Annotated in this window: 21 protein-coding genes and 2 pseudogenes; 6 read left to right on the plus strand and 17 right to left on the minus strand. The window is 48.5% G+C overall.

What is annotated here, in order from left to right:
• Positions 1–29: 29 nt before the first annotated feature.
• The 4 genes from SC206_RS03875 to SC206_RS03890 all read right to left on the minus strand — a co-directional run bounded on the left by SC206_RS03875 (position 30) and on the right by SC206_RS03890 (position 3,817).
• Complete coding sequence (locus SC206_RS03875; RefSeq protein WP_332734362.1) at positions 30–1,163, minus strand: M24 family metallopeptidase; 1,134 nt, start codon at positions 1,161–1,163, stop codon at positions 30–32.
• Between the two features lie 18 nt (positions 1,164–1,181).
• On the minus strand, positions 1,182–2,288 hold the full coding sequence (locus tag SC206_RS03880; RefSeq protein ID WP_332734364.1) for an ABC transporter substrate-binding protein: 1,107 nt from the start codon (positions 2,286–2,288) through the stop codon (positions 1,182–1,184).
• 87 nt (positions 2,289–2,375) lie between these two features.
• A complete protein-coding gene (locus SC206_RS03885) occupies positions 2,376–3,080 on the minus strand; it encodes a type 1 glutamine amidotransferase (RefSeq protein ID WP_332734366.1) in 705 nt (234 codons plus the stop codon).
• Positions 3,081–3,151: 71 nt separating this feature from the next.
• Positions 3,152–3,817: a GntR family transcriptional regulator gene (locus tag SC206_RS03890; protein WP_332734368.1), complete on the minus strand. Its 666-nt coding sequence runs from the start codon at positions 3,815–3,817 to the stop codon at positions 3,152–3,154.
• Positions 3,818–4,212: 395 nt separating this feature from the next.
• On the opposite strand from SC206_RS03890, the gene SC206_RS03895 reads away from it, so the two are divergent.
• The gene (locus SC206_RS03895) at positions 4,213–4,452 is read left to right on the plus strand and encodes a hypothetical protein (protein WP_332734372.1); all 240 of its coding nucleotides are present in this window, start codon (positions 4,213–4,215) and stop codon (positions 4,450–4,452) included.
• Between the two features lie 111 nt (positions 4,453–4,563).
• Positions 4,564–5,040, plus strand: coding sequence for a GNAT family N-acetyltransferase (locus SC206_RS03900; protein WP_332734373.1), 477 nt, complete (start codon positions 4,564–4,566; stop codon positions 5,038–5,040).
• Between the two features lie 55 nt (positions 5,041–5,095).
• Here the strand turns inward: SC206_RS03900 and surE are convergent, their stop codons facing one another.
• From surE to SC206_RS03950, 10 genes are all read right to left on the minus strand, one after another.
• Positions 5,096–5,866, minus strand: a complete 771-nt coding sequence (gene surE / locus SC206_RS03905) for a 5'/3'-nucleotidase SurE (RefSeq protein WP_332734374.1) — start codon at positions 5,864–5,866, stop codon at positions 5,096–5,098.
• 106 nt (positions 5,867–5,972) lie between these two features.
• Entirely contained in the window at positions 5,973–6,242 is a 270-nt protein-coding gene (locus tag SC206_RS03910; RefSeq protein ID WP_332734375.1) for an HPr family phosphocarrier protein, read from the minus strand.
• A gap of 41 nt (positions 6,243–6,283) precedes the next feature.
• The gene (locus SC206_RS03915) at positions 6,284–7,123 is read right to left on the minus strand and encodes a class II aldolase (protein ID WP_332734376.1); all 840 of its coding nucleotides are present in this window, start codon (positions 7,121–7,123) and stop codon (positions 6,284–6,286) included.
• Positions 7,124–7,128: 5 nt separating this feature from the next.
• The gene (locus tag SC206_RS03920; protein WP_332734377.1) at positions 7,129–7,872 is read right to left on the minus strand and encodes a GntR family transcriptional regulator; all 744 of its coding nucleotides are present in this window, start codon (positions 7,870–7,872) and stop codon (positions 7,129–7,131) included.
• Between the two features lie 182 nt (positions 7,873–8,054).
• On the minus strand, positions 8,055–9,086 hold the full coding sequence (locus SC206_RS03925) for a zinc-dependent dehydrogenase (protein WP_332734379.1): 1,032 nt from the start codon (positions 9,084–9,086) through the stop codon (positions 8,055–8,057).
• A complete protein-coding gene (locus SC206_RS03930; RefSeq protein ID WP_332734382.1) occupies positions 9,083–10,585 on the minus strand; it encodes an FGGY-family carbohydrate kinase in 1,503 nt (500 codons plus the stop codon). Before SC206_RS03930 ends, SC206_RS03925 begins: the two co-directional genes overlap by 4 nt.
• A 77-nt stretch (positions 10,586–10,662) precedes the next feature.
• Complete coding sequence (locus SC206_RS03935; protein WP_332734384.1) at positions 10,663–12,057, minus strand: PTS galactitol transporter subunit IIC; 1,395 nt, start codon at positions 12,055–12,057, stop codon at positions 10,663–10,665.
• 12 nt (positions 12,058–12,069) lie between these two features.
• Positions 12,070–12,351 (minus strand): PTS sugar transporter subunit IIB, encoded by a 282-nt coding sequence (locus SC206_RS03940; protein ID WP_332734386.1) that lies wholly within the window; start codon positions 12,349–12,351, stop codon positions 12,070–12,072.
• Between the two features lie 56 nt (positions 12,352–12,407).
• Entirely contained in the window at positions 12,408–12,872 is a 465-nt protein-coding gene (locus SC206_RS03945; protein WP_332734388.1) for a PTS sugar transporter subunit IIA, read from the minus strand.
• Between the two features lie 425 nt (positions 12,873–13,297).
• On the minus strand, positions 13,298–13,789 hold the full coding sequence (locus SC206_RS03950) for a GNAT family N-acetyltransferase (protein ID WP_332734390.1): 492 nt from the start codon (positions 13,787–13,789) through the stop codon (positions 13,298–13,300).
• Positions 13,790–14,037: 248 nt separating this feature from the next.
• Between SC206_RS03950 and SC206_RS03955 the strand changes: the two genes are divergently transcribed.
• The 4 genes and pseudogenes from SC206_RS03955 (at position 14,038) to SC206_RS03965 (ending at position 17,110) form a co-directional block, all read left to right on the plus strand.
• Positions 14,038–15,063: an LLM class flavin-dependent oxidoreductase gene (locus SC206_RS03955; protein ID WP_332734392.1), complete on the plus strand. Its 1,026-nt coding sequence runs from the start codon at positions 14,038–14,040 to the stop codon at positions 15,061–15,063.
• Between the two features lie 140 nt (positions 15,064–15,203).
• Positions 15,204–15,785, plus strand: a pseudogene (locus SC206_RS03960) (RluA family pseudouridine synthase); the annotation flags it as partial.
• A gap of 90 nt (positions 15,786–15,875) precedes the next feature.
• A pseudogene (locus tag SC206_RS22045) lies at positions 15,876–15,974 on the plus strand (RluA family pseudouridine synthase); the annotation flags it as partial.
• Between the two features lie 233 nt (positions 15,975–16,207).
• Positions 16,208–17,110, plus strand: a complete 903-nt coding sequence (locus SC206_RS03965; protein WP_332734394.1) for a LysR family transcriptional regulator — start codon at positions 16,208–16,210, stop codon at positions 17,108–17,110.
• Here SC206_RS03965 and SC206_RS03970 read toward each other — a convergent pair.
• The 3 genes from SC206_RS03970 to SC206_RS03980 all read right to left on the minus strand — a co-directional run bounded on the left by SC206_RS03970 (position 17,082) and on the right by SC206_RS03980 (position 19,988).
• Positions 17,082–17,882 (minus strand): substrate-binding domain-containing protein, encoded by an 801-nt coding sequence (locus tag SC206_RS03970; protein WP_332734395.1) that lies wholly within the window; start codon positions 17,880–17,882, stop codon positions 17,082–17,084. The genes SC206_RS03965 and SC206_RS03970 overlap by 29 nt on opposite strands.
• Positions 17,883–17,892: 10 nt before the next feature.
• On the minus strand, positions 17,893–19,203 hold the full coding sequence (locus SC206_RS03975) for an MFS transporter (RefSeq protein ID WP_332734396.1): 1,311 nt from the start codon (positions 19,201–19,203) through the stop codon (positions 17,893–17,895).
• A gap of 248 nt (positions 19,204–19,451) precedes the next feature.
• The gene (locus tag SC206_RS03980; RefSeq protein ID WP_332734397.1) at positions 19,452–19,988 is read right to left on the minus strand and encodes a VOC family protein; all 537 of its coding nucleotides are present in this window, start codon (positions 19,986–19,988) and stop codon (positions 19,452–19,454) included.
• Between the last annotated feature and the right edge of the window lie 490 nt (positions 19,989–20,478).

The following is a 20,478-nucleotide window of genomic DNA, read 5'->3' on the forward strand; positions in this document are numbered from 1 at the left end:
GCCAAAAGTAGCCGCACCGACCCGTGGCGCTAGCTGATGAACAGCTGACGCGGGAACTGGGTTAATCGCTCGTAGCCGTCGTCGGTGATGGCGATGGTTTCCGACATGCCGAACCCGCGCGCCAGCACGTAAGTGTGGAAGGTCATGCCCGGCGTAAAATGCCAGTCACAGCCCGGCGCGGCTTCCAGCGGCTCGCCGCCGCTCGGGGCCAATAGCAGGCCGACCGAATAGAACGTTTTATTGGTGTAGGTTTCGCGTAACCCCGCCGCCAGCACGCCCTCGCGGTAAATGGCATCGGGCACCGTGGCCGCCACGCCGGGCTTGACGGCCGCCAGCGCCGCATCCTGAATGGCGATCAGCTGCTCTACCGCGCGGTGATCCTCATCACTCGCCGCTCCCACTCGAATCGGCCGCATAAAGCGCGCGTGATAATGCCGCACGTTAGGCGTGGTTTCGATCTGCACAATATCGCCGTGTGCCAGCACGCGATCGTTATAACCGCCGTGCAAATGGTAAGCGCGCTCGCCCGATGACATCACGCCCGGCCCCGGCAGATCACTGCCCGCGCGGATCATCGCGCTACAGATTTCCGCCGCCATCTCACGCTCGCTCACGCCGACTTTGGCCGAGGCAATCGCCGCCGCCATTCCCGCCTCGGCAGCATGCGCCGCGCCGCGCTGATAGTTGATTTCAGCCGCAGATTTAATAAAGCGCATCTGAGTCACCAGCTGGCTTTCGTCGAGCATCAGCGCATCGGGTAAACCCGCCTTGAGGCCGTTGAAGCGCGCCACCGACAGCGGCCAGGCGCCCATTTCTATTGCCAGTTTTGGCGACGCGCCGAGCCGTGAACGAATCGCCTGCACCGCGACGGCATTTTTATCATCGCTGTCGCTCCACATCACGCGATCGGCATACAGACAGGTGCTGTCGAGATAATAGGCCTCCACGTCACGGCAAATCACCGTCGGTTCGCCGCTGGCCGGAATAATCGCAAACTGGAACGACGAATAGGCGCGAGTGAAAAATCCGGTGATCCACGTTACGCTTTCCGGCATAAATGCCAGCAGCGCGTCGTAGCCTTTTTCCACCAGCTGCTGCTGAACCCGCGCCAAACGCCCTTCGTACTCGGTTTTTTCAAACCAATAGTTGGTTTCCACCATCATCAAAATCCTCTATGTGAATTACTGTTGCATGGCGGTGTTGTAGGCTTCGCCCGCCGCGAGGGAATGCGCAGCCCACCAGTTGATATCCATAAATACCGCGTGGGAGAGACGCTCTGGTGTTGACGGCAATCTTCCCTGCAAAGACTTATCAATCAATGGGATAGATTTCGGCGTAACCGGGCCGTAAGCCACATATTTGCTAAACCGCGCCTGCACTTCCGGACGAACGATGTAGTTAAGGAACTTGACCGCCTGCGCTTTGTTTGGCGCGCCCTTAACAATCATGAAATAGCCGACCTGCGCGACAGACTGGTCCCACGACATGGCAATCGGCAAACCGCCGTCGATCCCGGCTTGAAAACGTCCGTTCCAGCCTAGCGCCATCACCACTTCCCCACTGCCGAGCGCCTGAACCGGCTGTGCACCCGCCGACCACCACATCGCAACATAAGGTTTAATCTGACGAATTTTATTTAATGCCCGCGTCATGCCTGCTGGCGTGCTCAGTGTTTTATAAATATCTGCGGGCGCGACGCCGTCGGCCAGCAGCGCGGCTTCCAGCACGGTATCCGGCTTATCCGGCAAGGTGCGTTTGCCCGGGAATTTTTTAACGTCCCAGAAATCGGCGAAGGTTTTTGGCCCACCGTTTGGAAAAGCCTTGGTGGAATAGCCGATGACGGTGGAGAAGATTTCTGACGGCACGCCGTAATCGTTGCGCGCTTCGGGCAATACGTTGCTTTGATCGACCATTTCAGGGGTGATTTTCTCGAACAGGCCGCTTTTTGCACCCTGCATCAGGCTTGCGCCGCCCGCGGTGACCACGTCCCATTCAACGCTATCGGTATCGACCATCGCTTTAATGCGGGCGATGACCGGATTGGTATCTTCGGTAATTTTAATGCCGGTTTCTTGGGTAAACGGCTTCATCCACGCCTCGCGGATGCCGTCCTGATAGGCGCCGCCCCAGCTGGCAAAGGTCATTTCATCGGCGGCGTTGGCACTCAACGGCAGCGCCGCCGTGACGAGGATCGCCGCCCCGGCAAACAGGCCGCACAGCTTTTTATGCAGCGTTGTCTTCATCTTTTTATGCAAATTTGTCTTCATCTCTTTATGAACGATTGTCATCACTTTTTCCCTTAATGTGGTTATAAAGCTGAAGGTGGTGAATTGAGATTTTTGAGTCGATAGTTTTTGTTTTTTTAAATTTGCTGGTTAACGTGAAGAAACAAAGCTGGCGAAACGGCTTAGCATCGATTTCGCCGCCTCGGCCTCGTCGGCAGTGGCAATAAGCTGCGCAATATCTCCGCCGTCTCGCTCCATCGTCGTGCGATTTTGCTCGAACCACAGCGGGGCCTGCTGCAAGGTAATTTCTGGATGCCCCTGAATCCCCCAGATGGGCTGGTCTTTATAACGCCAGATTTGATTGGGACACTGGTCACTGGTCGCCAAAATCGTCATGTCCGGATGGGCTGCGCGCACCTCATCGTTGTGCCAGACAAACATGTAAACCTGCGGATAAATTCCCGAGGCGATCGCATCGTCGGCCGCGGCGGGCGTCGCCTGTAGCCATTGATTGCCGATTTCACACGACGATCGACGAAATACCTGATCCTTTCCGCACAATGCCGAAGCCAGAATCTGGCTACCAAAACAGATCCCAAGCATCGGAATACCCAGCTCGGCCGCTTCGGCAATCAGCTGGTGTTCGCGATGAATAAAGGGAATATCTTCGTAGGCGCCGTGCGGACTGCCGGTAAGCACTATGCCGTCATAGCCGGATAAATCAGCGGGAAACTGGTTCTGGTAGGCCCAAAAACGTTCAACCTCCAGGCCCCACGATTCAAAACGTTCATCGAGCTTGGCTATCGTCTGTTGCGACGTGCCGTTATGGAGATAAAGCAGACGTTTGCGACCCATTGGACCTCCTTTTGACTATGATTGCTGTTAATAAAACGACCGCCGATGCGGCCACCCTTTACCGTAATTCGTTACCGTATTCCGCTGCCCGCCACCGATTGGACGATGGCGTTGCGCGCGTTTTCGATGTGTCGCGCCATGGCCTGCGCCGCGGCTTCGCCATCACCCGCTTCGATGGCATCGATAATGGCCAGATGCTCCTGGCGGCCCGGCTCAAAACGCGTGGGCACCGTCTCTTTACCGAACATTCGCGTGCGGGTACGTAAATCGCCGAGCAGCCGCAGCAGTAATTTATTGCCACCGGTTTCGGCGATACTGAAATGTATAAAATCGTCGACCTCCCAGTGATAACCGGCGGAGACCTGCTCGGGGCTTGCCATCGCCGTCAGCTTTAGGCGAAGAGCGGCCAGTTTTTCCGCCGACATTTTGCCCGCCGCGCTCCTTGCCGCATCGGCTTCAAGCAGAATGCGTATCGACATGATTTCAAGAATTTCACTGAGCTCGACGCCGTTCACCAGCAGCGTGCGCCCCGAACGACGCAGATAATGACTGCCTTCCAACCGGCCCAGCGCCTCACGAATGGGCGTGCGCGACAGGCCCAGCTCTTCGGCCAGCCGACGTTCACTCACCACCTCGCCGTTAATCAGCGCGCCGACCTGAATCATCTGTAACACGGCGTCAAAGGCATTTTGCGTCAGCGACTGCTCGGCTGTCGGGGTGAACTCCTTTGCTTTCATTTTCGCCTCTTTTTGGCTGTATTTTAGTCATGCTATTTTTGTATTCTATTTGTATACCACTTGGATAATAGGTATTTCATATGGATAAATTTTCGCCAGCCGTCGAGCGTGAGAAGGGGTTTTGATGAGTAAAAGCGTGAGCGTCTGATGCACGTTGAGGAAGTTTTGATAGAAGCATTATTAATATTAATAAGATATTCGAATGGGATTTTTTATTTCCACTGCTTACCAAGCAGTAATTAATTTAATACATTAAATTTTATTCATCTATATTTCCCGCTTAAAGATTGCAGCCATTATTATAATTTCCACTAGCGATTGGTTATTATTACTTTAATTAACTATGCTTCGTGGGTTGGGCCAATGTTGGCTCAATAAAATAATGAGGTCTGGCTATGTCAACTGAAACGCTTAGAACGTTTGTGGAAGAGCAACTCAATCTTGCTGCGCAAAAAATTGTCGATAAAGGCGATAAAACCGATGAAGTCAGCGCGGGTAAAATCGACTTCTTTATCGCGCTCCGCAGCGCACTGTCGGGGGATCTCGACAAAAGGGAGCTCGGTATGCTCGACGCAGTCAATGATACTTTGCAGCACCTTGAACTCATCGACAGTAGCAAGACTTTTTATAAATAACTCGTTTTTCAGCGTTTTATTATCTTTAGTCTATTATCGCCAGCAACCTATTGAAATAGTCCACAAATATGGCCATTATTTCAGGGTTCAGATAATAACTTGAGGTAAGTGATGGAAATCAAATGGCAGGTACTTGAAGGCAATCGTCTCAGCGCAAAACAGCTGCACGATATATTGGCATTGCGCAGCGCAATCTTTGTGGTTGAGCAGACGTGTCCTTTTCAGGATATTGACGGATTGGACCTGCTGGACGATACGCTGCACGTTGCCGGATATAGCGAAGATAAACTCATCGCCTATACGCGGGTATTAAATTTAAGTCATTCCGCCGAAGCAATTAAAATTACCCGCGTAATTGTCGACGGTTCCGTCAGAGGGCAGAAGTTAGGCGTTAAGCTTATGGAAAAAACGCTGTCTGAAATTCACGCTCTTGATCTCAAAAATCTTGATCTCAGAAAAAGCATTAAGCTCTCTGCGCAATCGCATCTGCAAAAGTTTTATGCAAGTTTTGGCTTTGATGTCATATCCGAGGAATATCTTGAAGACGATATTCCTCACGTCGATATGCAATATGTGGGACCTGTTTAATTTCAGGAACGTTATTTCATCCGCGTTCATTGAACAATAATTTGCGTCTATATTGTCAAAACAGCTGCTTCAACCTCTCCCAGGTCGCGACAGCGGTACGCTCGTAAGTCAAAGGCGTGACTGAAATATAACCCTTGTGAACAGCCTCCACCTCACTGTGCTCGGGCAGTTCGTCAATGCCATGTTCAACGCGGATCCAGTAATAATTTTCGCCATGCGGATCCGCGGTTTCAGTAACATCGAGCCCTTTCACCTTACCGATTCCCTGACGACTGATTTTCAATCCTTTCACCTGTTCACACGGCAGATTAGGGAAATTGACGTTTAGGCAACATTCATCGGGTAAACCTGCATGCAATAACTGCTCAAGTACTGGCTGGATAAATTCTTCAGCCACCCGCCAGTCTGGAGCATCCTGCTGCCGTTTATCCTGACTGAATGCGATTGCCGGAATTCCAAGCAGCACGCCGGTCATTGCCGCCCCGACCGTGCCTGATAAAATGGTTTCAAAGCCGATATTTGACCCGCTGTTGATCCCTGACAACAGCAGGTCTGGCGGCGCCTCTTTCATAAAATGCCGTACGGCGAGTGTGACGCAATCGGCCGGTGTGCCATGGACGGCAAACCGACGCTCGCCACGCGACTCAACGCGGAGAGGTTCACGTAGACTGACGGAGTTCGAGACGCCGCTTTTGTCAGTCGCCGGGGCAACCACCCAGACTTCGTCAGCAAAATGCGCGGCAGCACGTTCAAGAATTTTTATTCCTGGCGCATCAATCCCATCATCATTAGCGAGTAAAACGCGGCGAAAAGGTTTCTGAGACACGGTTCGTTCCTCTTGTTACAGACGTAATGAAACCTAAAGCTTAGGCTCTATTTATTACAGGACCAAGTATTACAGGACCAAGAATTACAGCACCAAGAATGAAAGATTATTCTTTTTCGCCAAATCCTTTCGAGAAGAGATCTCTTATTTCGCTCATAAGATTATTTTCATCGCTTCCTTCACAGATAATTTCAATATTTGAATGACCTTTTACGCCGGCACCTAATAATCCCATCATGCCTTTAATGACTGTTTCCTTGCCATTATTAATAAGCGTAACCGACGCTTCATGTTTTTTAATGGTTTTCATTAATATCGCCGCAGGACGTGCGTGCAGGCCCGTGCTGTTAACAACACGTATATTCTCTCGGATCATAGTTGGGTCCTGTATTTAGCAGGTTAATTTAATAGGCGTAATTAAAAGACTCGGTTCATCATTTGAATTTTACTGTAAACATCGGCCTCTACCGCGGCTTTGGCGCTGGTCATCACACGGGCCAGATTGGCCTCATTATTGTTTCGAGTCCAGTCTTGCCCGACGGAGGTAATAAAGGCCTTGCGTAAGTCACTAGCAATATTTAATTTCACCACGTTGTATTTAACAAAACTGCGAATAATGTCTTCGCTTATTCCGGATCCTCCGTGAATAACCAGCGGTACGGGGCAAATCTCGGCGATTTCTTGCAATAGCGGAATATCAATGCGCGGAATATCTTCCAAACCATGCACGTTGCCGACGGATATTGCCAGCATGCTGCACCCGGTTTCCTGTACAAACTGCAATACCTGACGAGGATCGGTTTTGCAATCGGCCTCACTCACGTGGTCATCTTCTTTACCCAAGATTGCCCCCAACTCAGCTTCGACGGGCACGCCAAATGATTTGCAAAAGTCCACGGCCGCTTTGGTAAAGGCAATGTTTTCTGCAAACGGTAATTCTGCCCCGTCGATCATGACCGAAGTAAAACCGGCTCTCACCGCCTGCTTTACATCTTCCAGCTCTTTACCGTGATCAAGGTGCAAACTAATAGGCACATCCATCGTTGCCGCACGTTTTCTAACTATTTCGTAAATATAATCATAGCCGGAAAGTTTAGCGTTAGTCGGTGCAATCTGAATAAAGTTAGGCAGTCCTGAACGCTCGATGGCGTCCAGAATTGAAATAGTGGTTTCTAGATTCGTCGTATTAAATGCGCCAGCCAATACGCCTTGCTCACGAATACGTTCCAGCAGAATATTACCGTTTACTAATGGCATGTTATTTACCTCTCTCGTCGTTGGAGTACAGTACCTAAATAATATTTATCGGATTTAAGCCAGACATTACCAAATTCAATAGGTTTGTCCTGCTCAAAGAAAACTAACTGTTCCAGATGTAATACAGGTGCATCTTCGGTAACGTCTAAATGATGTCCGCGCTCTGCGCCGATAATTTTCGCGGCATATCGGCTTTCGGAAAAACTTATTTTTCTGCCGGAAAGCCGTTCAATTGTCGGAAACAGGTTGTTGTGATTAAAATCGATCGCTTCAATGCCTTCGCAATAGGCTAGATTTATTCGATTCTCAATAAACATGACCTTCTCGCCTTCCACGCTTCGCACTCGCTCGAGGTATAAAATGGGTGCTCCTTCGGCAATTCGTAGTTTTGACGCCACTAACTTCGACGCTTTTTCCTGGCGACAGGTAATGACTTCGGTAGAGAATTTCAGATGCTGACTCTCGAGGGATTCTGCGAAAGACAAAAGCCCTTCCCCCAGCGAATAAGAGATATTTTCGCTTTTAACAAAGGTGCCTTTTCCCTGAACCTGAACTAATACACCCTCTTTAACCAGCATCGTGACGCCTTTTTTGACCGTGCCACGGCTGACATTCAGGATTTCCATAATCTGGTTTTCGGATGGCGTCCGATCGCCTGTACTTAGATCCCCTTTTTGGATTTTTTCTCTAATCCATTCAGAGACTTGCAAATAAAGCGGAATTTCAGAATCTTTCAAAACGGTATTCATGCAATTTTCCTTTTAAGATAAGATCGTCTATATACAACTATGCACAATTATCGTCAGAACATAACCTGAATTCCCGATATAAACAAACGATCGGCCTCACAAAATGCCCGCTGTGGCTTATGCTTTAAAGGAACTTAACGCAGAGTCTGCCTAAGCTCCTTCGCCCTCTCGCATGGGAATTTTTAGTCCATTTTCATAATGATTTTCAGCACATCATTGGCTGGATTCGCAGCAAACTCGATAGCTTCGGTGAGCTGAGACAAGGGATAATGATGCGTGATCATGTCATCAACATTGATTTTATTAAGGCGCAGAATCTCGATGGCCTCGGGCATTTCATAAGGTGAAAGCGAATAAGTGCCTATCACTGAAATTTCGTCGCGGAAGAATCGGCCAGCATCTATATTCACCATGTTGTGGTGATCGAACGGCGAAAAGACCACCACGCGCCCGCCACGTCGCAGCAGATTTATAGCTTGTGGCAAGAGAGAAGAGACGCCCGCCGCGATAATTACTACATCGACGCCAAACCCATCGGTCATATCCTGAATCTGTGCTTCAAGATCATCACGTGCAGGATTGATGGCGTGATTGATGCCAAGACGCAATGCGAGCTCGAGTTTAAAAGGCGAAAGGTCAGAAACGATGACCTTGGCTGCGCCCATCATGGCTGAAAGCTGCGCGCTCAACAGACCGATAGTGCCGCACCCCATCACCAACACGCTACAGCCAGAAGAGATCTTCGCCTGTTTCAAACCGTGCAGGCAACAGCCCACCGGCTCAACCATAGCCGCCTTTTCCCATGACATTTCCTGCGGGATTTTATGGGTAAGATGCTTGACGTGCAGTTCGGGCAGGCGTATGTATTCGGCAAAACCGCCAGGCTCGATATGGGTCGGTTTAAACTGTTCGCACAGTGTGTAATGCCCACGGTCGCAATAATGACAGGTGAAACAGGGAACGTGGATTGCCGTCACCACTCGATCGCCCGGCCTAAAGCGTGTCACGCGTTTGCCGACTTTAACCACTTCAGCGGCGACTTCATGACCCAGCACAACAGGACCCGTTACCGTTTGATGCAGCGCTTTATGAATATCCGTGCCACACAGGCCGCAGCTTTTCATTTGAAGAAGGATATCTCCCTCTTCCAGTTCGGGGACCGGCAGGTCTTCGTAACGAATATCATTTTTGCTGTAGTAAACGCTGGCTTTCATATGGCATTCCTGTCCACTTGATTTTCAATTTTCATTTTCGATTCATAAAGAGGTCGATAGACCTGCTCGAAAATGCCTCTAAAATGGGCTGCCGATTGGGTATTCGGCTGATAAAGGATCTGCATCTCGTCAGGTAACGCGCGTGTTCCAGTCTGATAACCCGCGCCTTTGGCCCCTATTATTGCCGCCCCCTTGCTCACCGCTTCGGGGATGCGACATGCCAATATATTGCGGTTAAGGACGTTTGCCTTAAGCTGCAACCAGTATGGATTCTGGCAGGCCGCGCCAATCACCATCACCGTCTCCCAATATTGCCCTGTCAATTTCTCATAGCTTTCCAGCAGCAGTCTAAGTTCAAAACAGAGCCCCTGAAACAGCGCCTGCAGGATATCCTCGGGCTCTGTTTTTTCGCCAAGCCCGTAGATTAGGCCTTTGGCAAATATACTGCGTTTTGGTGGCCCGCTTCCTCGAAGGTGTGGCATTAAAAAACTTTCACTCGCCTCATCAGCAGCGCCTCGTTGCAGGAGCGACTGAGTCAGGTGGTCGAAATCTGCCGAGGAGACTCCGAATAACGTTTTAAACCACTCAATGGCGTACCCTGCCGACGGTAAAGAGGCATAAAGGGTGAACAGTTCCGCCAGCACGTGCTGACCGTTAGAGACTTTCGATTGAAAATAAGCGTCGGTCACCGAAGGTTGATCGCGCACCACTAGCAGGCCTTCTGTCGTACCGGTCGAATTGAGAATTTGATCTTCGCGAATCACCCCAACCGCTACCGATCCACTCATGTGATCGTGACCGGCAATGGAAATTCGAGTCTCTTCACTCAGGCCCGTAATCTGGCTAACCTCCTGTTTTATATTGCCTATAGGCTCACCCGCCGCGACGAGTGGGCTAAATAATCCTTTAGGTAATGCCATCGCCTGACAGATCTTCTCAGACCAGGTTCCTGACTTGATATCAAACGCCAGCGTGCGTGAAGCCAGCGAATATTCCGCACGCTTGATGCCACTCAAACGAAAGGCAATATACTCGGCTAGACAGAGCCAGCTTGCAGGTTTGGCATTTTCGGCATTTTCGATCCCCCACAAAATTTTGTTCAGACTGTAATTACTGTGAGCAGGGATGCCGGTAATTTCATACAGTAATGCTTCACCCAGACGATCGATGACTTTTTCGCTTTGCGGTTGGGCGCGCGTGTCATACCAAGTCATTACCGGACCGATAATGTTGGCTTGATCATCCATTAATACTCCCGCTTCACCGACACTTGCCACGGCAAGAGTCACGATATTTTGTGGATCGTCGACTGACAGAGCAGTCGTCGTAAGTCCGTCGATAATTCCCTGCCAAATAGCGTTAATGTCAAAATCACTGCCGTAAACCGTCATAATTTTTGGCGTATTGAAACTGTATTTACTGATAAGTTCAAAGTCTGAGATACGGTAGAGACAGATCTTGCAATTTGTAGTGCCGACATCAATACCCAATGAATACATAGTTCCCTCCCGTTCAGGGAATAACATCTTAACCAAGGTATAAGGGGACAATTACGACGTCCCCTTTACCCGAGATGTTATTTGCTTGGTTGCGACATCTGTTGAACAACAATAGTTTCTTCAACGTCGTCCTGCTTAAGCTGTTTATTGGTCATTCGATGAAGCAGCATGCAGATAATGAAAATAATCGGGATAAGTATCAGCGCAAGATAATTACCTTCAAATACTTTCACAGCCCAGAAGCGGAATGGGTTACCGCCATCAAGCAGGCTCGAGATTTCACTGTCCGTTTTCATTGGGAAGTGAATACTCTTTGCCACGGCGGTAATAATCGGTGCGGCCGCTGACGCAACATATAAATTAAGGGTAAGAATAGGAATTCCAATAATAAAGGCGCGTGCGATATTTCCGCGACAGGCCAATACAACCATTGAAATAGGAACCCAGATATTCGCCAGGTCGCCCAAAGGTAACAGGCGATTTCCCGGCAGAATAACGGCCAGCAGTACACCTACGGGAATAAGCAATAGCGCGGTTGAAAGGACTGACGGATGGCCTACGGCGACGGCAACATCCAGACCAATATATAAATCATCGCGGTCGGGATAACGCTTGCGCAGATATTTACGGACAGCATCAGATAGCGGCAGCAAACCTTCCATTAGCAACTTGACCATGCGGGGCATGATAAGCATCACCGCGCCCAGACTCATCGCCAGCGTCAGCACGCCCTTGAAGTCATACTTCGCCAGTAATCCAATCCCCGCACCCAATATTACGCCCAACATCATCGGCTCGCCAAAGATGCCGAAACGTTTCTGAATCGTCTCGGGGTCAGCATTCAACTTATTGATTCCTGGTATCTTATCGAGGATCAGATTGCCTAATAATCCGACCGGAAAGAAGATGGCAGAAGAGAGCGTTGGTAAAGAAATACCGGGCAGATTGAAATATTTCTGCACGAACGGCGCACACCAGTCAGCCAGCAGCAGCGTTATCACACAGGTTACGCCTGCAATGAGTAACCCAAACATGAAGCTGCCCGTCACGTTGTACACCATCGCGCCCACCATCGAAAAGTGCCAGAAATTCCAGACATCGATATTGACGGTTCGCGTCCATTTCAGCGTCAGCATTAATACATTAATACCGAGCGTCAGCGGAACTACAAATGGGGCGACCTGCGAAGCCCATGCAATAGCGGCCAGCGGCGTCCAACCCAAATCCACAACAGGTAAATTAATTCCGGTATTAAGCACCATATCTTTTGCTGCTGGACCCAGTTGGTCAACCAACAGACCGAACACTAAAAATAGGCCAATAAAACCCATGCCAATCGTTAGTGCCGAACGCAGTGCCCTGCTAAAACCGGTACGCAGGCAAAGCGCCATAATAAAGATAATAATTGGCAACATTATAGTGGGGCCCAGCCCCAGCAAATATTGTATCGCGCCATAAATTGAATCGATCATGATGTATCCCCGTTATTTCTTAAGGATGGCAACGATTTTCTCGAGTAATTCTTCTTCTCCAAAACCAGTCAATAATGGCAGACCGTTTAATATCGGAGTTTGAAGATTCATTTTGACCGCCGAGGTAACGATAATAAGATCGGCCATGCCATCCTGACTACCGATAGTGCCGATATTCGATTGCATGGCGTCAACGTTAATACCATTTTCCTTGCAGAAATTTACGACCTTTTCTGTTGCCACTGCTGAAGTTGCAATACCGCTGGTACAGGCGAAGATGATTTTCTTATTCATTTCAGACTCCGGAGTAGAGTAATCGGAAGTTACTAAAAGCTGCTTTAAAACAGTCTTTAATCGAGATTTTTAGCTAATATCTGCAGAACTTCATCCTGAGATGAAGTATGCAAAAGCTTGTGCATCTCATCAGTTTTCTGGAAAAGAGAAATTAATTTCATCAGAAATTCCAGGTGCGCATCTTTCCCTTTAAGCAAAAGAAAGAAGATCACATTTACCTTCATCGTTAAATCAGGGTCTTCAGCCTGATTGAAAATAATCCCTTCTGGGCTGGTCACCACCACGAGCCTTTCTTCACGAACGTGCTCAACGTCAACATGGGGAATAGCCACGCCCATCGTTTCCAGCTGCATAGCTGTGGGATGATGTTGTTCACGCAAAATCAGCGCTTGCGGGTAGCTTTCTTCAACAATTCCCTTAGTGAGAAGCGTTTTGCTTATCTGATCAAATAAAGCATTCCTGTCTTGCTCCGCCTGATTCAAATAGATTAATTCACGCTCAAGTGACGTATTCAGTGACATGTCGAGCTCCTGACCTCTTGTGTAGGGATAATGCTTGAAACTCCTGGGTGGTGACAAGCATGGTTGTCTATGTACAACTATGTTCAACTTGTATAAAACTTACACGCTTCCTCGACGTTGGAGCAATCGCGCTTGTCAGGATTTGTGCTTAACCTCACATAAAATAATTTTGAGGCAGCAAGATATTGGGGAAATTTTAGGCGGAGTGATGAGTAGCCAAATTAGCGGAAACGCGTATTTAATCTTACGTTTTGCCAACAAAAAAAGCGGGAAGTTGAGGGAAATATTCAATAAAACCAATGGCATTAACGTGTCGCTAACGCCATTTAGCTCTGATTTAACTGCGGCTGAAAATAAGGGGTAAAGTCGTTGGAAAGGCGGAGGGATTTTGTAGTCACAGACATAAAACGCCCTCACTTCATCTTTTACAGCGTCATAATCATTTCATGCCACGCCATACCGCCGTGATCCGACTCAGAAGGTCGGACATATTCATAGCCAAATTTCTTATACAGTTCAACGTGTTGTGTTTTGCACATCAAATGAATAGTTTGTTTTTCTCTTTCTCGCATCATCTTCACAAACTCTGTCATCAACAGGCTAGCGTAGCCTTTTCCCTGATGGATCGGGTCGAGAACCACCGACATGATCACGACGTTTGGCGCGGCGGCGTCATGTCCGATAAGTTCTTTAAATTCTTCATCCGACATCACCACGTCCCAGGCACAGCCCGAGTTGATAAAGCCGATAATCTCGCCTTCGTGCTCTAAACAAAGAAATCCTTCTGGATATTGCTGAATACGGGTAGCAATTTTCTCTCTCGTCGCCGCTTCGTCGCCCTCGTAGGCTTCGGTTTCAATAGCATAACAGCGGTCTACGTCAGCTAAGCTGGCGCGGCGAAATAGTGGCTGGCTCATGAATTTTCCATAATGAGTAAAAGGACTGCGATACACTTGATTGTAAAGCAATCATGGAGTTAGCTAAAACTAAAAAAGTAATCGAATAAAGATTCACTCCTCCCTTCATACCCAATTTTTTGATATTGATAGAGCAAGCGGCATTTCCATGTTTTGTACTAAGCATGGCTTTTTTACCTATTTAACTTTATTTTTCGCGTTGCGCATAATGCTCCAACATCGCTATTAACGCTAAAGGACCGAAGCTTATGACGCAGCTAGCCATCTCACATATTGCCTTTTTAACGCCGGGAAACTATCCCGATAATGCGCCGTGGCAAGGGTTGGAAGAATCTCTTCAGCTGTTCGAAACCGGTGAGCGGTTAGGTTTTAACGGCGCATGGGTGCGTCAGCGACACCTTGAACATGGCGTGTCTTCTTCAAGTACATTTTTAGCGGCAGCAAGCCAGCGTACCAAAACGATTGAGCTTGGCACGGCGGTGATCCAGATGGGTTACGAGAGCCCTTTTCGTTTGGCAGAAGACCTGTCAACCGTGGATGTACTGTCTCGTGGCCGTCTAAATGTGGGTCTTAGCGCGGGCCAACCTGCTCATGCTGAACTGCTTGGGCCTGAAGTATTCAACGAAAATTGGCGTAATGAGGATTTTTCATATCATCGCGTTTCGCGGTTGATTGATAACCTGAGCGGCCGTTATTTAGGGGATGAGGAGAGTTTTATCGAATCACCTGGCAACCGCCAACGCCCACGTTTACAACCTTATGCTTCTGGGCTGACCGATCGTATTTGGTATGGCAGCGGTTCTCTACGATCTGCAAAATGGGCGGGAATAAATAACCTCAACCTATTGATTGGTAATCTTACTTCGGGCGAGAACACTGATGACTACTATACTGCCCAGCTTAATCAGCTCGACGCTTTTCGTGCTGCATTACCCGCCGATGCAGTGAGAATACCTCGCATCGCACGAGGCCGCGTAGTGATTCCATTTGACAGCGCCGATGCTTCCACTCGCCGTCGATATACCGATTTTGCAGCCTCGCGCCATGTTCGAACCCTATCGCCGCAGGGCGAGCGTCGTACTTTATTTTCGCCAGATCTCGTTGGCACTGCGGAACAAATCGTTGAGCAACTGCATCAAGACCCGCTGTTACACGAAGTGAGTGAGCTGCGTATCGAGTTGCCTTATGAATTCAATATAGAGGAATACCAGCAGATCCTTACTGACTTTATCGAACGTGTGGCCCCAGAGATTGGTTGGAAAAGAGATGTTTAGAAGCCAGCGCAAGAAATGAATGCACAAGATTATGAATATTGTCCCTTATTGTTTTTGTCTTTAAAGAGGCGACTAATCAGAGTCGCCAGTCTGCCTAAAATTGGTTATCATCCGCCTCCATTCTTTATTCGTGTAGCCTGATGTCCAAGATAATCGATACCTTTATCGCTCCGCCGTGTCATGACAAGATTGAGATTCTCTATCAGGATGAACACCTCGTACTTATTAATAAACCTGCCGGTTTGCTCAGCCTGTCGGGGAAGAATCCGCTAAATCTCGATTCGGTGCATCATCGACTGGTCAAGTTATTTCCGGGCTGCACGTTAATTCATCGCCTCGATTTTGGCACCTCCGGCTTGATGGTTATTGCCCGCAACAAGGCTATTAATGCCGCGCTTTGCCAGCAATTTAGTGAGCGCACAGTGAGCAAAGTCTATAGCGCCCTGCTCTGCGGCCATCTTGAAGCCAATGAGGGAATAATAGATGCAGCGATTGCCAAAGATCCGGCGCTATTTCCGCTGATGTCAATTTGCGCTATAAACGGCAAGCCCGCGCGCTCGGGATATCGGGTTGTGGAACGTTTTCATCAGACATTAAAAGACGGAACTTCACTGCCCCTGACGCGGGTGGAACTCACACCTGAAACCGGACGGACGCATCAATTGCGCATCCATTGTCAGCATTTGGGCCACCCGATTTTGGGCTGCGACCTGTATGGCGGCCTTTCTCTTTCTATATACAAAAAAGAAACAGCAGGATTCACAAAAGAAACAGCAGGCAAAGAAATAGCCGCGTCTGAATTATCCACCGCTGAAAATACGCCGCGACTCATGCTGCACGCCAGCGAGCTGCATTTTATTCATCCGATTAGCGGTGAAAAGATTGAAGCACGCAATGCCAGCCCGTTTTGATTAGGCATCTTGATAACGTGCGCATTTTGAAAAGAAGGCGTGATAAATCGCACACAGTTCTCATTTTAGACATAAATTCCCGTTAACTTTTCTTAGCCCTCTTTGCTTATTACCTTCAATAATTCATATTGTTATCGATAAGAGCTCTCTACCGAGAGCATTGCCACTCTTTATTCCCACTGATTCTTTATTCCTACTGATTCTTTATTGCCACTTAATAAAAGCGATGAATTATGCCTTCAAATCTAGACCTCGCTGACCTTTATGCTTTTCAGGCGCTGGTAAAACATGGCAGTTTTCGCGCAGCCGCAGAAGCCCTGTGTCTTTCACAGCCCGCACTCAGTCGCAGAATTGATAAACTTGAAAACACGCTGGGCGTTAAGCTTTTTGAAAGAACCACCCGCCGCGTCAATTTAACCCTGATTGGCCGCACTTTTGCGCCCCAGGCTGAACGTCTTCTGACGGATTTCGATGAAATAATCAGTGATATCAGCGACACTGCAGGTAATCGTACCGGATTAGTGACGGTCGCCTGTGTGCCCTCCGCCGCCTATTATTTCATGCCGAAGGTTATCGCCTGCTTTCAGTCGCGCTATCCGCGAGTGCGAATTAAATTGATTGATACCAGTGCCGGCAATGTTTATAACGCGGTATTAAGTGGTCAGGCCGATTTCGGGCTCAGTTTTACTACCGCGCCTCAGCCAGAAATGGAGTTTTTGCCTCTTTTGCAGGAAAGCTACGTGGCGGCCTGTCGAAAGGATCACCCGCTGGCCGGAAAAAAGTCTATCTCGTGGAACGAGTTTTATCAGCACAATTACGTGCGGCTTGATAAAACGTCGGGCAATAGAAACTTGCTGGATCTCGCACTGGCGAAAATCGACACTCCGCGCCCTAGCGTCTGCGAAACGCGGCACGTAACCACCCTGCTCGGCATGGTGGAGGCGGGTCTCGGCATCGCCGCAGTGCCTGAAATGGCGATGCCCGGCAATAATCATCCGATATTAACGCGCATACTGCTAACCGACCCTCTGGTGCAAAGAGAGGTCGGTTTATTGAAACGGACTGGCCGATTGCTGTCACACAGCGCCAGCGAACTCGAACGTTTAATTATTGAGCTGCACTCATCTGAACCTTAGCGTTTTCAACAGCATCTAGCCCCGTTGCCTGCACGGTTTTTTGAACCTGCGCAGACGCGAGATAGTCGAGCAGAGCCTTTGCCTCCTGTGGATGTTCAGAGTTTTTAACCACGGCTCCGGCAAAACGGGTGACATACTGTAGATTGTCAGGGATTTTACCGATAAAGGTCACGCCTTGAACGGGTAACAGCTCGCTAACCTGCTGAAAACCTATGGCATATTGGCCATCAGCCACGGTTTGGGCAACCGGCGTTTTCTCGATTTTATGCGCCTTGCCTGCCGTTTCTTTTTCAATACCCAATTTCTTGAACAGCTGTGCTTCGACATATTTGCCGCTGGCACTGTCTGAATAGGCTATCGATTTAGCATTGAGAAGCACCTCGCGCAACGCCGCTTCATGACTAATATCCTGTTTTGGCTGGCCCTGCTTAATCACCGCGCCAATTTTGGAATCAGCCAGCTCTCGACGGGAATCCGCCAACACCCTGCCCTGTTTATCAAGCGCATCAAGGGCATAGCCGACCATAATGACCACGTCGGCCTTTTGCCCTGCCGCCAGTCGAGAAGGAATGGCATCGGGGGAATTACCCATCGATGGGCCCGGAACGGTTTTAATCGTCAGCCCCTCTTTTTTGGCGTAGGCCGGTTCCAGCTTTTCCCACGCGGCCTTAAATCCACCTGAAATCATCACCGTCAACTCTTTGGCCTGCAGACCTGCACTGGTAAAAATCCCGACCAGCAAGAGGCATAAAATTTGAATTTTTTTAGACATAGTGAACTCCTTATCCATAGGTTTTATTGGCGGATGGCTGCGGTAAACTACTGCGACGATAGAGGAAAAGTGTGGCCAGCAAGGCACAGACGGCGGCAAAACTCATCCATAGGCCCGGCGCAGCTTTGTCGCCGGTGACCTCAATTAGCGCCGTCGACATGGCAGGCGTGAAGCCGCCAAAGAGCGCCGTTGCTAAACTGTAGGCCAGTGAGAATCCGGCGACTCGCACCTCAACCGGCATAATTTCGGTTAATGAAGGGATCATTGCGCCGTTATACATGCCGTAAATAAATGATAACCAAAGCAATACGGCTAACATCAAACTAAAACTCGGCGCCGCAGCCAACAGACTGAGCGCCGGATAGGAGGTGAGTATTGCCACCAGCGCCATAGTGACCAGCACGGGTTTACGGCCAATACGGTCTGAAAGTAGGCCGCCAAGAGGTAACCAGATAAAGTTTGAAACGGCGACCAGCAGCGTAACCAGCAGACTGTCTGAGGTACTGAGTAGCAATACTTTTTTGCCAAAAGTCGGGGCGTAAACGGTTATCAGATAAAAAGCGGTGGTGGTCATCGCGACCATTAACATGCCGGAAACAACAATCTGCCAGTTATCGAGTAACGTGCGGCATACCTGAGAAATCTCGGGATGAGTACGACGGGCATTGAACTCGGCGGTTTCCTCCAATTTGCGGCGCAGCAAGAAGATAAAGGGCACAATCAGGCAGCCTAAAAGGAAAGGAATACGCCATCCCCAGTCTTGAATCGCGGCCTCATCAAGCCAGGCATTTAATGCAAAACCAAGCGCTGCCGCGACCATGATAGCCACTTGCTGGCTACCCGATTGCCAGCTGGTATAGAACCCTTTGCGGCCCGGCGTAGCAATTTCCGCCAGATAAACTGACACGCCGCCAAGCTCGGCACCCGCCGAGAAACCTTGCAACAAGCGGCCCATCAGCACCAGCAGCGGTGCCCAAAGTCCGATTCGCTCATAGGAAGGGATCAGGACAATCAGAAAGGTGCCCGCCGCCATGATGGACAACGTAACAATCAGCCCTTTTCTTCTGCCGACCTTATCGATATACGCGCCTAACACCACTGCACCTATCGGACGCATTAAAAATCCTGCACCGAATACGGCGAAGGTCATCATTAGCGATGCAAACTCACTGCTTGCAGGGAAAAACGTATGGGCAATGTAGGTAGCGTAAAACCCACAGAGGAAGAAATCGAACTGCTCGAGAAAGTTTCCAGAAGTAACGCGAATTATTGCACCAATGCGCGCATTGATTGACTGCGGATTGCCAGATATAGGGTTCATTATTTTTCTCCAAAAGGTAATGTTTTTGTTCATTACTTTCAGGAGACTGACCTGAATTTTGAAATTTAATAAGTGCATAGCGCGAATCAATTGATGCGCGACACGCATCAATTGTGCTTAACACCCCATTAACATTGAGTTTTTAGGACTAGTTACCAGAGAAACTTCAGGATTGATGAAACCCGGTTTTTAATGAATTTGTGAGCCAATTCATAATTTAGCGGCGAGTGAAAGACGCTAAATATTTATCATGACCCTTCGGTGGAGCGTGGTATCCATCGGGTTGAAGAGGCAATATCGTCATATTTTAGAGCGGAAGGTAAGGTAATTAGCTCAATCAGCACGCCAAAGGGCGTCATACCAAACCAGGTTTGGTTTCCCTTTCCTTCTTCTTGAGCGAAGCAGTCGGTCGGGCCCTCGAACATTTTGGCCCCATTTTCTCTCATCGATTCCCCGACCTCCTTTATATTATCAACATATAAAGAAAAATGATTAATACCCGGCTGGCTCGGATTAGCCTGATATTCTTTTGCTTCGGGTTGAGTCTGAAATAATTCGACATTACACCCGTTGGCTAATCGAAGCATCGCAAGCCCGCTAATATTAATCTCCGCAGGAAAACCATCTAGCGATAACATATCTTTGCCCTTGAGGCTTTTATCCGGCTCATCGGGTGGAACAATTCTATAAAGAACCGAAGCGCCCAACGCATTCACGAAAAATTTTTCCGCCTCATCAAGATTGCTGACCGTAATACCAATATGTTCAATACCTCGAATTGACATCTCATCCTCCATTTGTGCTAAAAAGTATTGTAATAAAGTGAATCCCAATAATTTCCGATAACTTTAAATCTCAACGAATCTCATTATTTTTGGATAACACTGTAATTAAGGATGGCACATATTTTTATTTTGTCATTTATTCACGAAATTGACTTAATTATTTACATCAAGATTATTTACATCAAGAAAAGTTTGTTCACAAAAACGCCCCTTTAAACGCACTCAGGTGACTTTATCTGATCCCCCTGCACATAGAACGCGCACTGTTACATCTAGCAATAATTTACTAACTTATTGAATAAAATCACTTTACTAAAAAATCATATTACCTGTGCACCACTTTCTGCACCTAGGTGCAGAAAGTGTTTGCAAAATCTTTTTTGAGTTAACATAATCTCAACAATGAATTAAAGGTTTTACCTAAAAGTAGTACGCGATCACAACATCATGGAAGTTTGTGATCGTCCAAGCCTTTACAGAGTTTCTTTTC

Origin of the sequence: Rouxiella sp. T17 (assembly GCF_036663475.1) — a bacterium.
In the GTDB taxonomy this organism is placed as follows: Bacteria; Pseudomonadota; Gammaproteobacteria; order Enterobacterales; family Enterobacteriaceae; genus Rouxiella.

What these genes read in the sequence shown, in the direction of transcription:
- SC206_RS03875 (WP_332734362.1), bottom strand. Translation starts at nt 1,163, where the DNA reads ATGATGGTGGAAACCAACTATTGGTTTGAAAAAACCGAGTACGAAGGG.
- SC206_RS03880 (WP_332734364.1), bottom strand. Translation starts at nt 2,288, where the DNA reads ATGACAATCGTTCATAAAGAGATGAAGACAAATTTGCATAAAAAGATG.
- SC206_RS03885 (WP_332734366.1), bottom strand. Translation starts at nt 3,080, where the DNA reads ATGGGTCGCAAACGTCTGCTTTATCTCCATAACGGCACGTCGCAACAG.
- SC206_RS03890 (WP_332734368.1), bottom strand. Translation starts at nt 3,817, where the DNA reads ATGAAAGCAAAGGAGTTCACCCCGACAGCCGAGCAGTCGCTGACGCAA.
- SC206_RS03895 (WP_332734372.1), top strand. Translation starts at nt 4,213, where the DNA reads ATGTCAACTGAAACGCTTAGAACGTTTGTGGAAGAGCAACTCAATCTT.
- SC206_RS03900 (WP_332734373.1), top strand. Translation starts at nt 4,564, where the DNA reads ATGGAAATCAAATGGCAGGTACTTGAAGGCAATCGTCTCAGCGCAAAA.
- SC206_RS03910 (WP_332734375.1), bottom strand. Translation starts at nt 6,242, where the DNA reads ATGATCCGAGAGAATATACGTGTTGTTAACAGCACGGGCCTGCACGCA.
- SC206_RS03915 (WP_332734376.1), bottom strand. Translation starts at nt 7,123, where the DNA reads ATGCCATTAGTAAACGGTAATATTCTGCTGGAACGTATTCGTGAGCAA.
- SC206_RS03920 (WP_332734377.1), bottom strand. Translation starts at nt 7,872, where the DNA reads ATGAATACCGTTTTGAAAGATTCTGAAATTCCGCTTTATTTGCAAGTC.
- SC206_RS03925 (WP_332734379.1), bottom strand. Translation starts at nt 9,086, where the DNA reads ATGAAAGCCAGCGTTTACTACAGCAAAAATGATATTCGTTACGAAGAC.
- SC206_RS03930 (WP_332734382.1), bottom strand. Translation starts at nt 10,585, where the DNA reads ATGTATTCATTGGGTATTGATGTCGGCACTACAAATTGCAAGATCTGT.
- SC206_RS03935 (WP_332734384.1), bottom strand. Translation starts at nt 12,057, where the DNA reads ATGATCGATTCAATTTATGGCGCGATACAATATTTGCTGGGGCTGGGC.
- SC206_RS03940 (WP_332734386.1), bottom strand. Translation starts at nt 12,351, where the DNA reads ATGAATAAGAAAATCATCTTCGCCTGTACCAGCGGTATTGCAACTTCA.
- SC206_RS03945 (WP_332734388.1), bottom strand. Translation starts at nt 12,872, where the DNA reads ATGTCACTGAATACGTCACTTGAGCGTGAATTAATCTATTTGAATCAG.
- SC206_RS03950 (WP_332734390.1), bottom strand. Translation starts at nt 13,789, where the DNA reads ATGAGCCAGCCACTATTTCGCCGCGCCAGCTTAGCTGACGTAGACCGC.
- SC206_RS03955 (WP_332734392.1), top strand. Translation starts at nt 14,038, where the DNA reads ATGACGCAGCTAGCCATCTCACATATTGCCTTTTTAACGCCGGGAAAC.
- SC206_RS03965 (WP_332734394.1), top strand. Translation starts at nt 16,208, where the DNA reads ATGCCTTCAAATCTAGACCTCGCTGACCTTTATGCTTTTCAGGCGCTG.
- SC206_RS03970 (WP_332734395.1), bottom strand. Translation starts at nt 17,882, where the DNA reads ATGTCTAAAAAAATTCAAATTTTATGCCTCTTGCTGGTCGGGATTTTT.
- SC206_RS03975 (WP_332734396.1), bottom strand. Translation starts at nt 19,203, where the DNA reads ATGAACCCTATATCTGGCAATCCGCAGTCAATCAATGCGCGCATTGGT.
- SC206_RS03980 (WP_332734397.1), bottom strand. Translation starts at nt 19,988, where the DNA reads ATGTCAATTCGAGGTATTGAACATATTGGTATTACGGTCAGCAATCTT.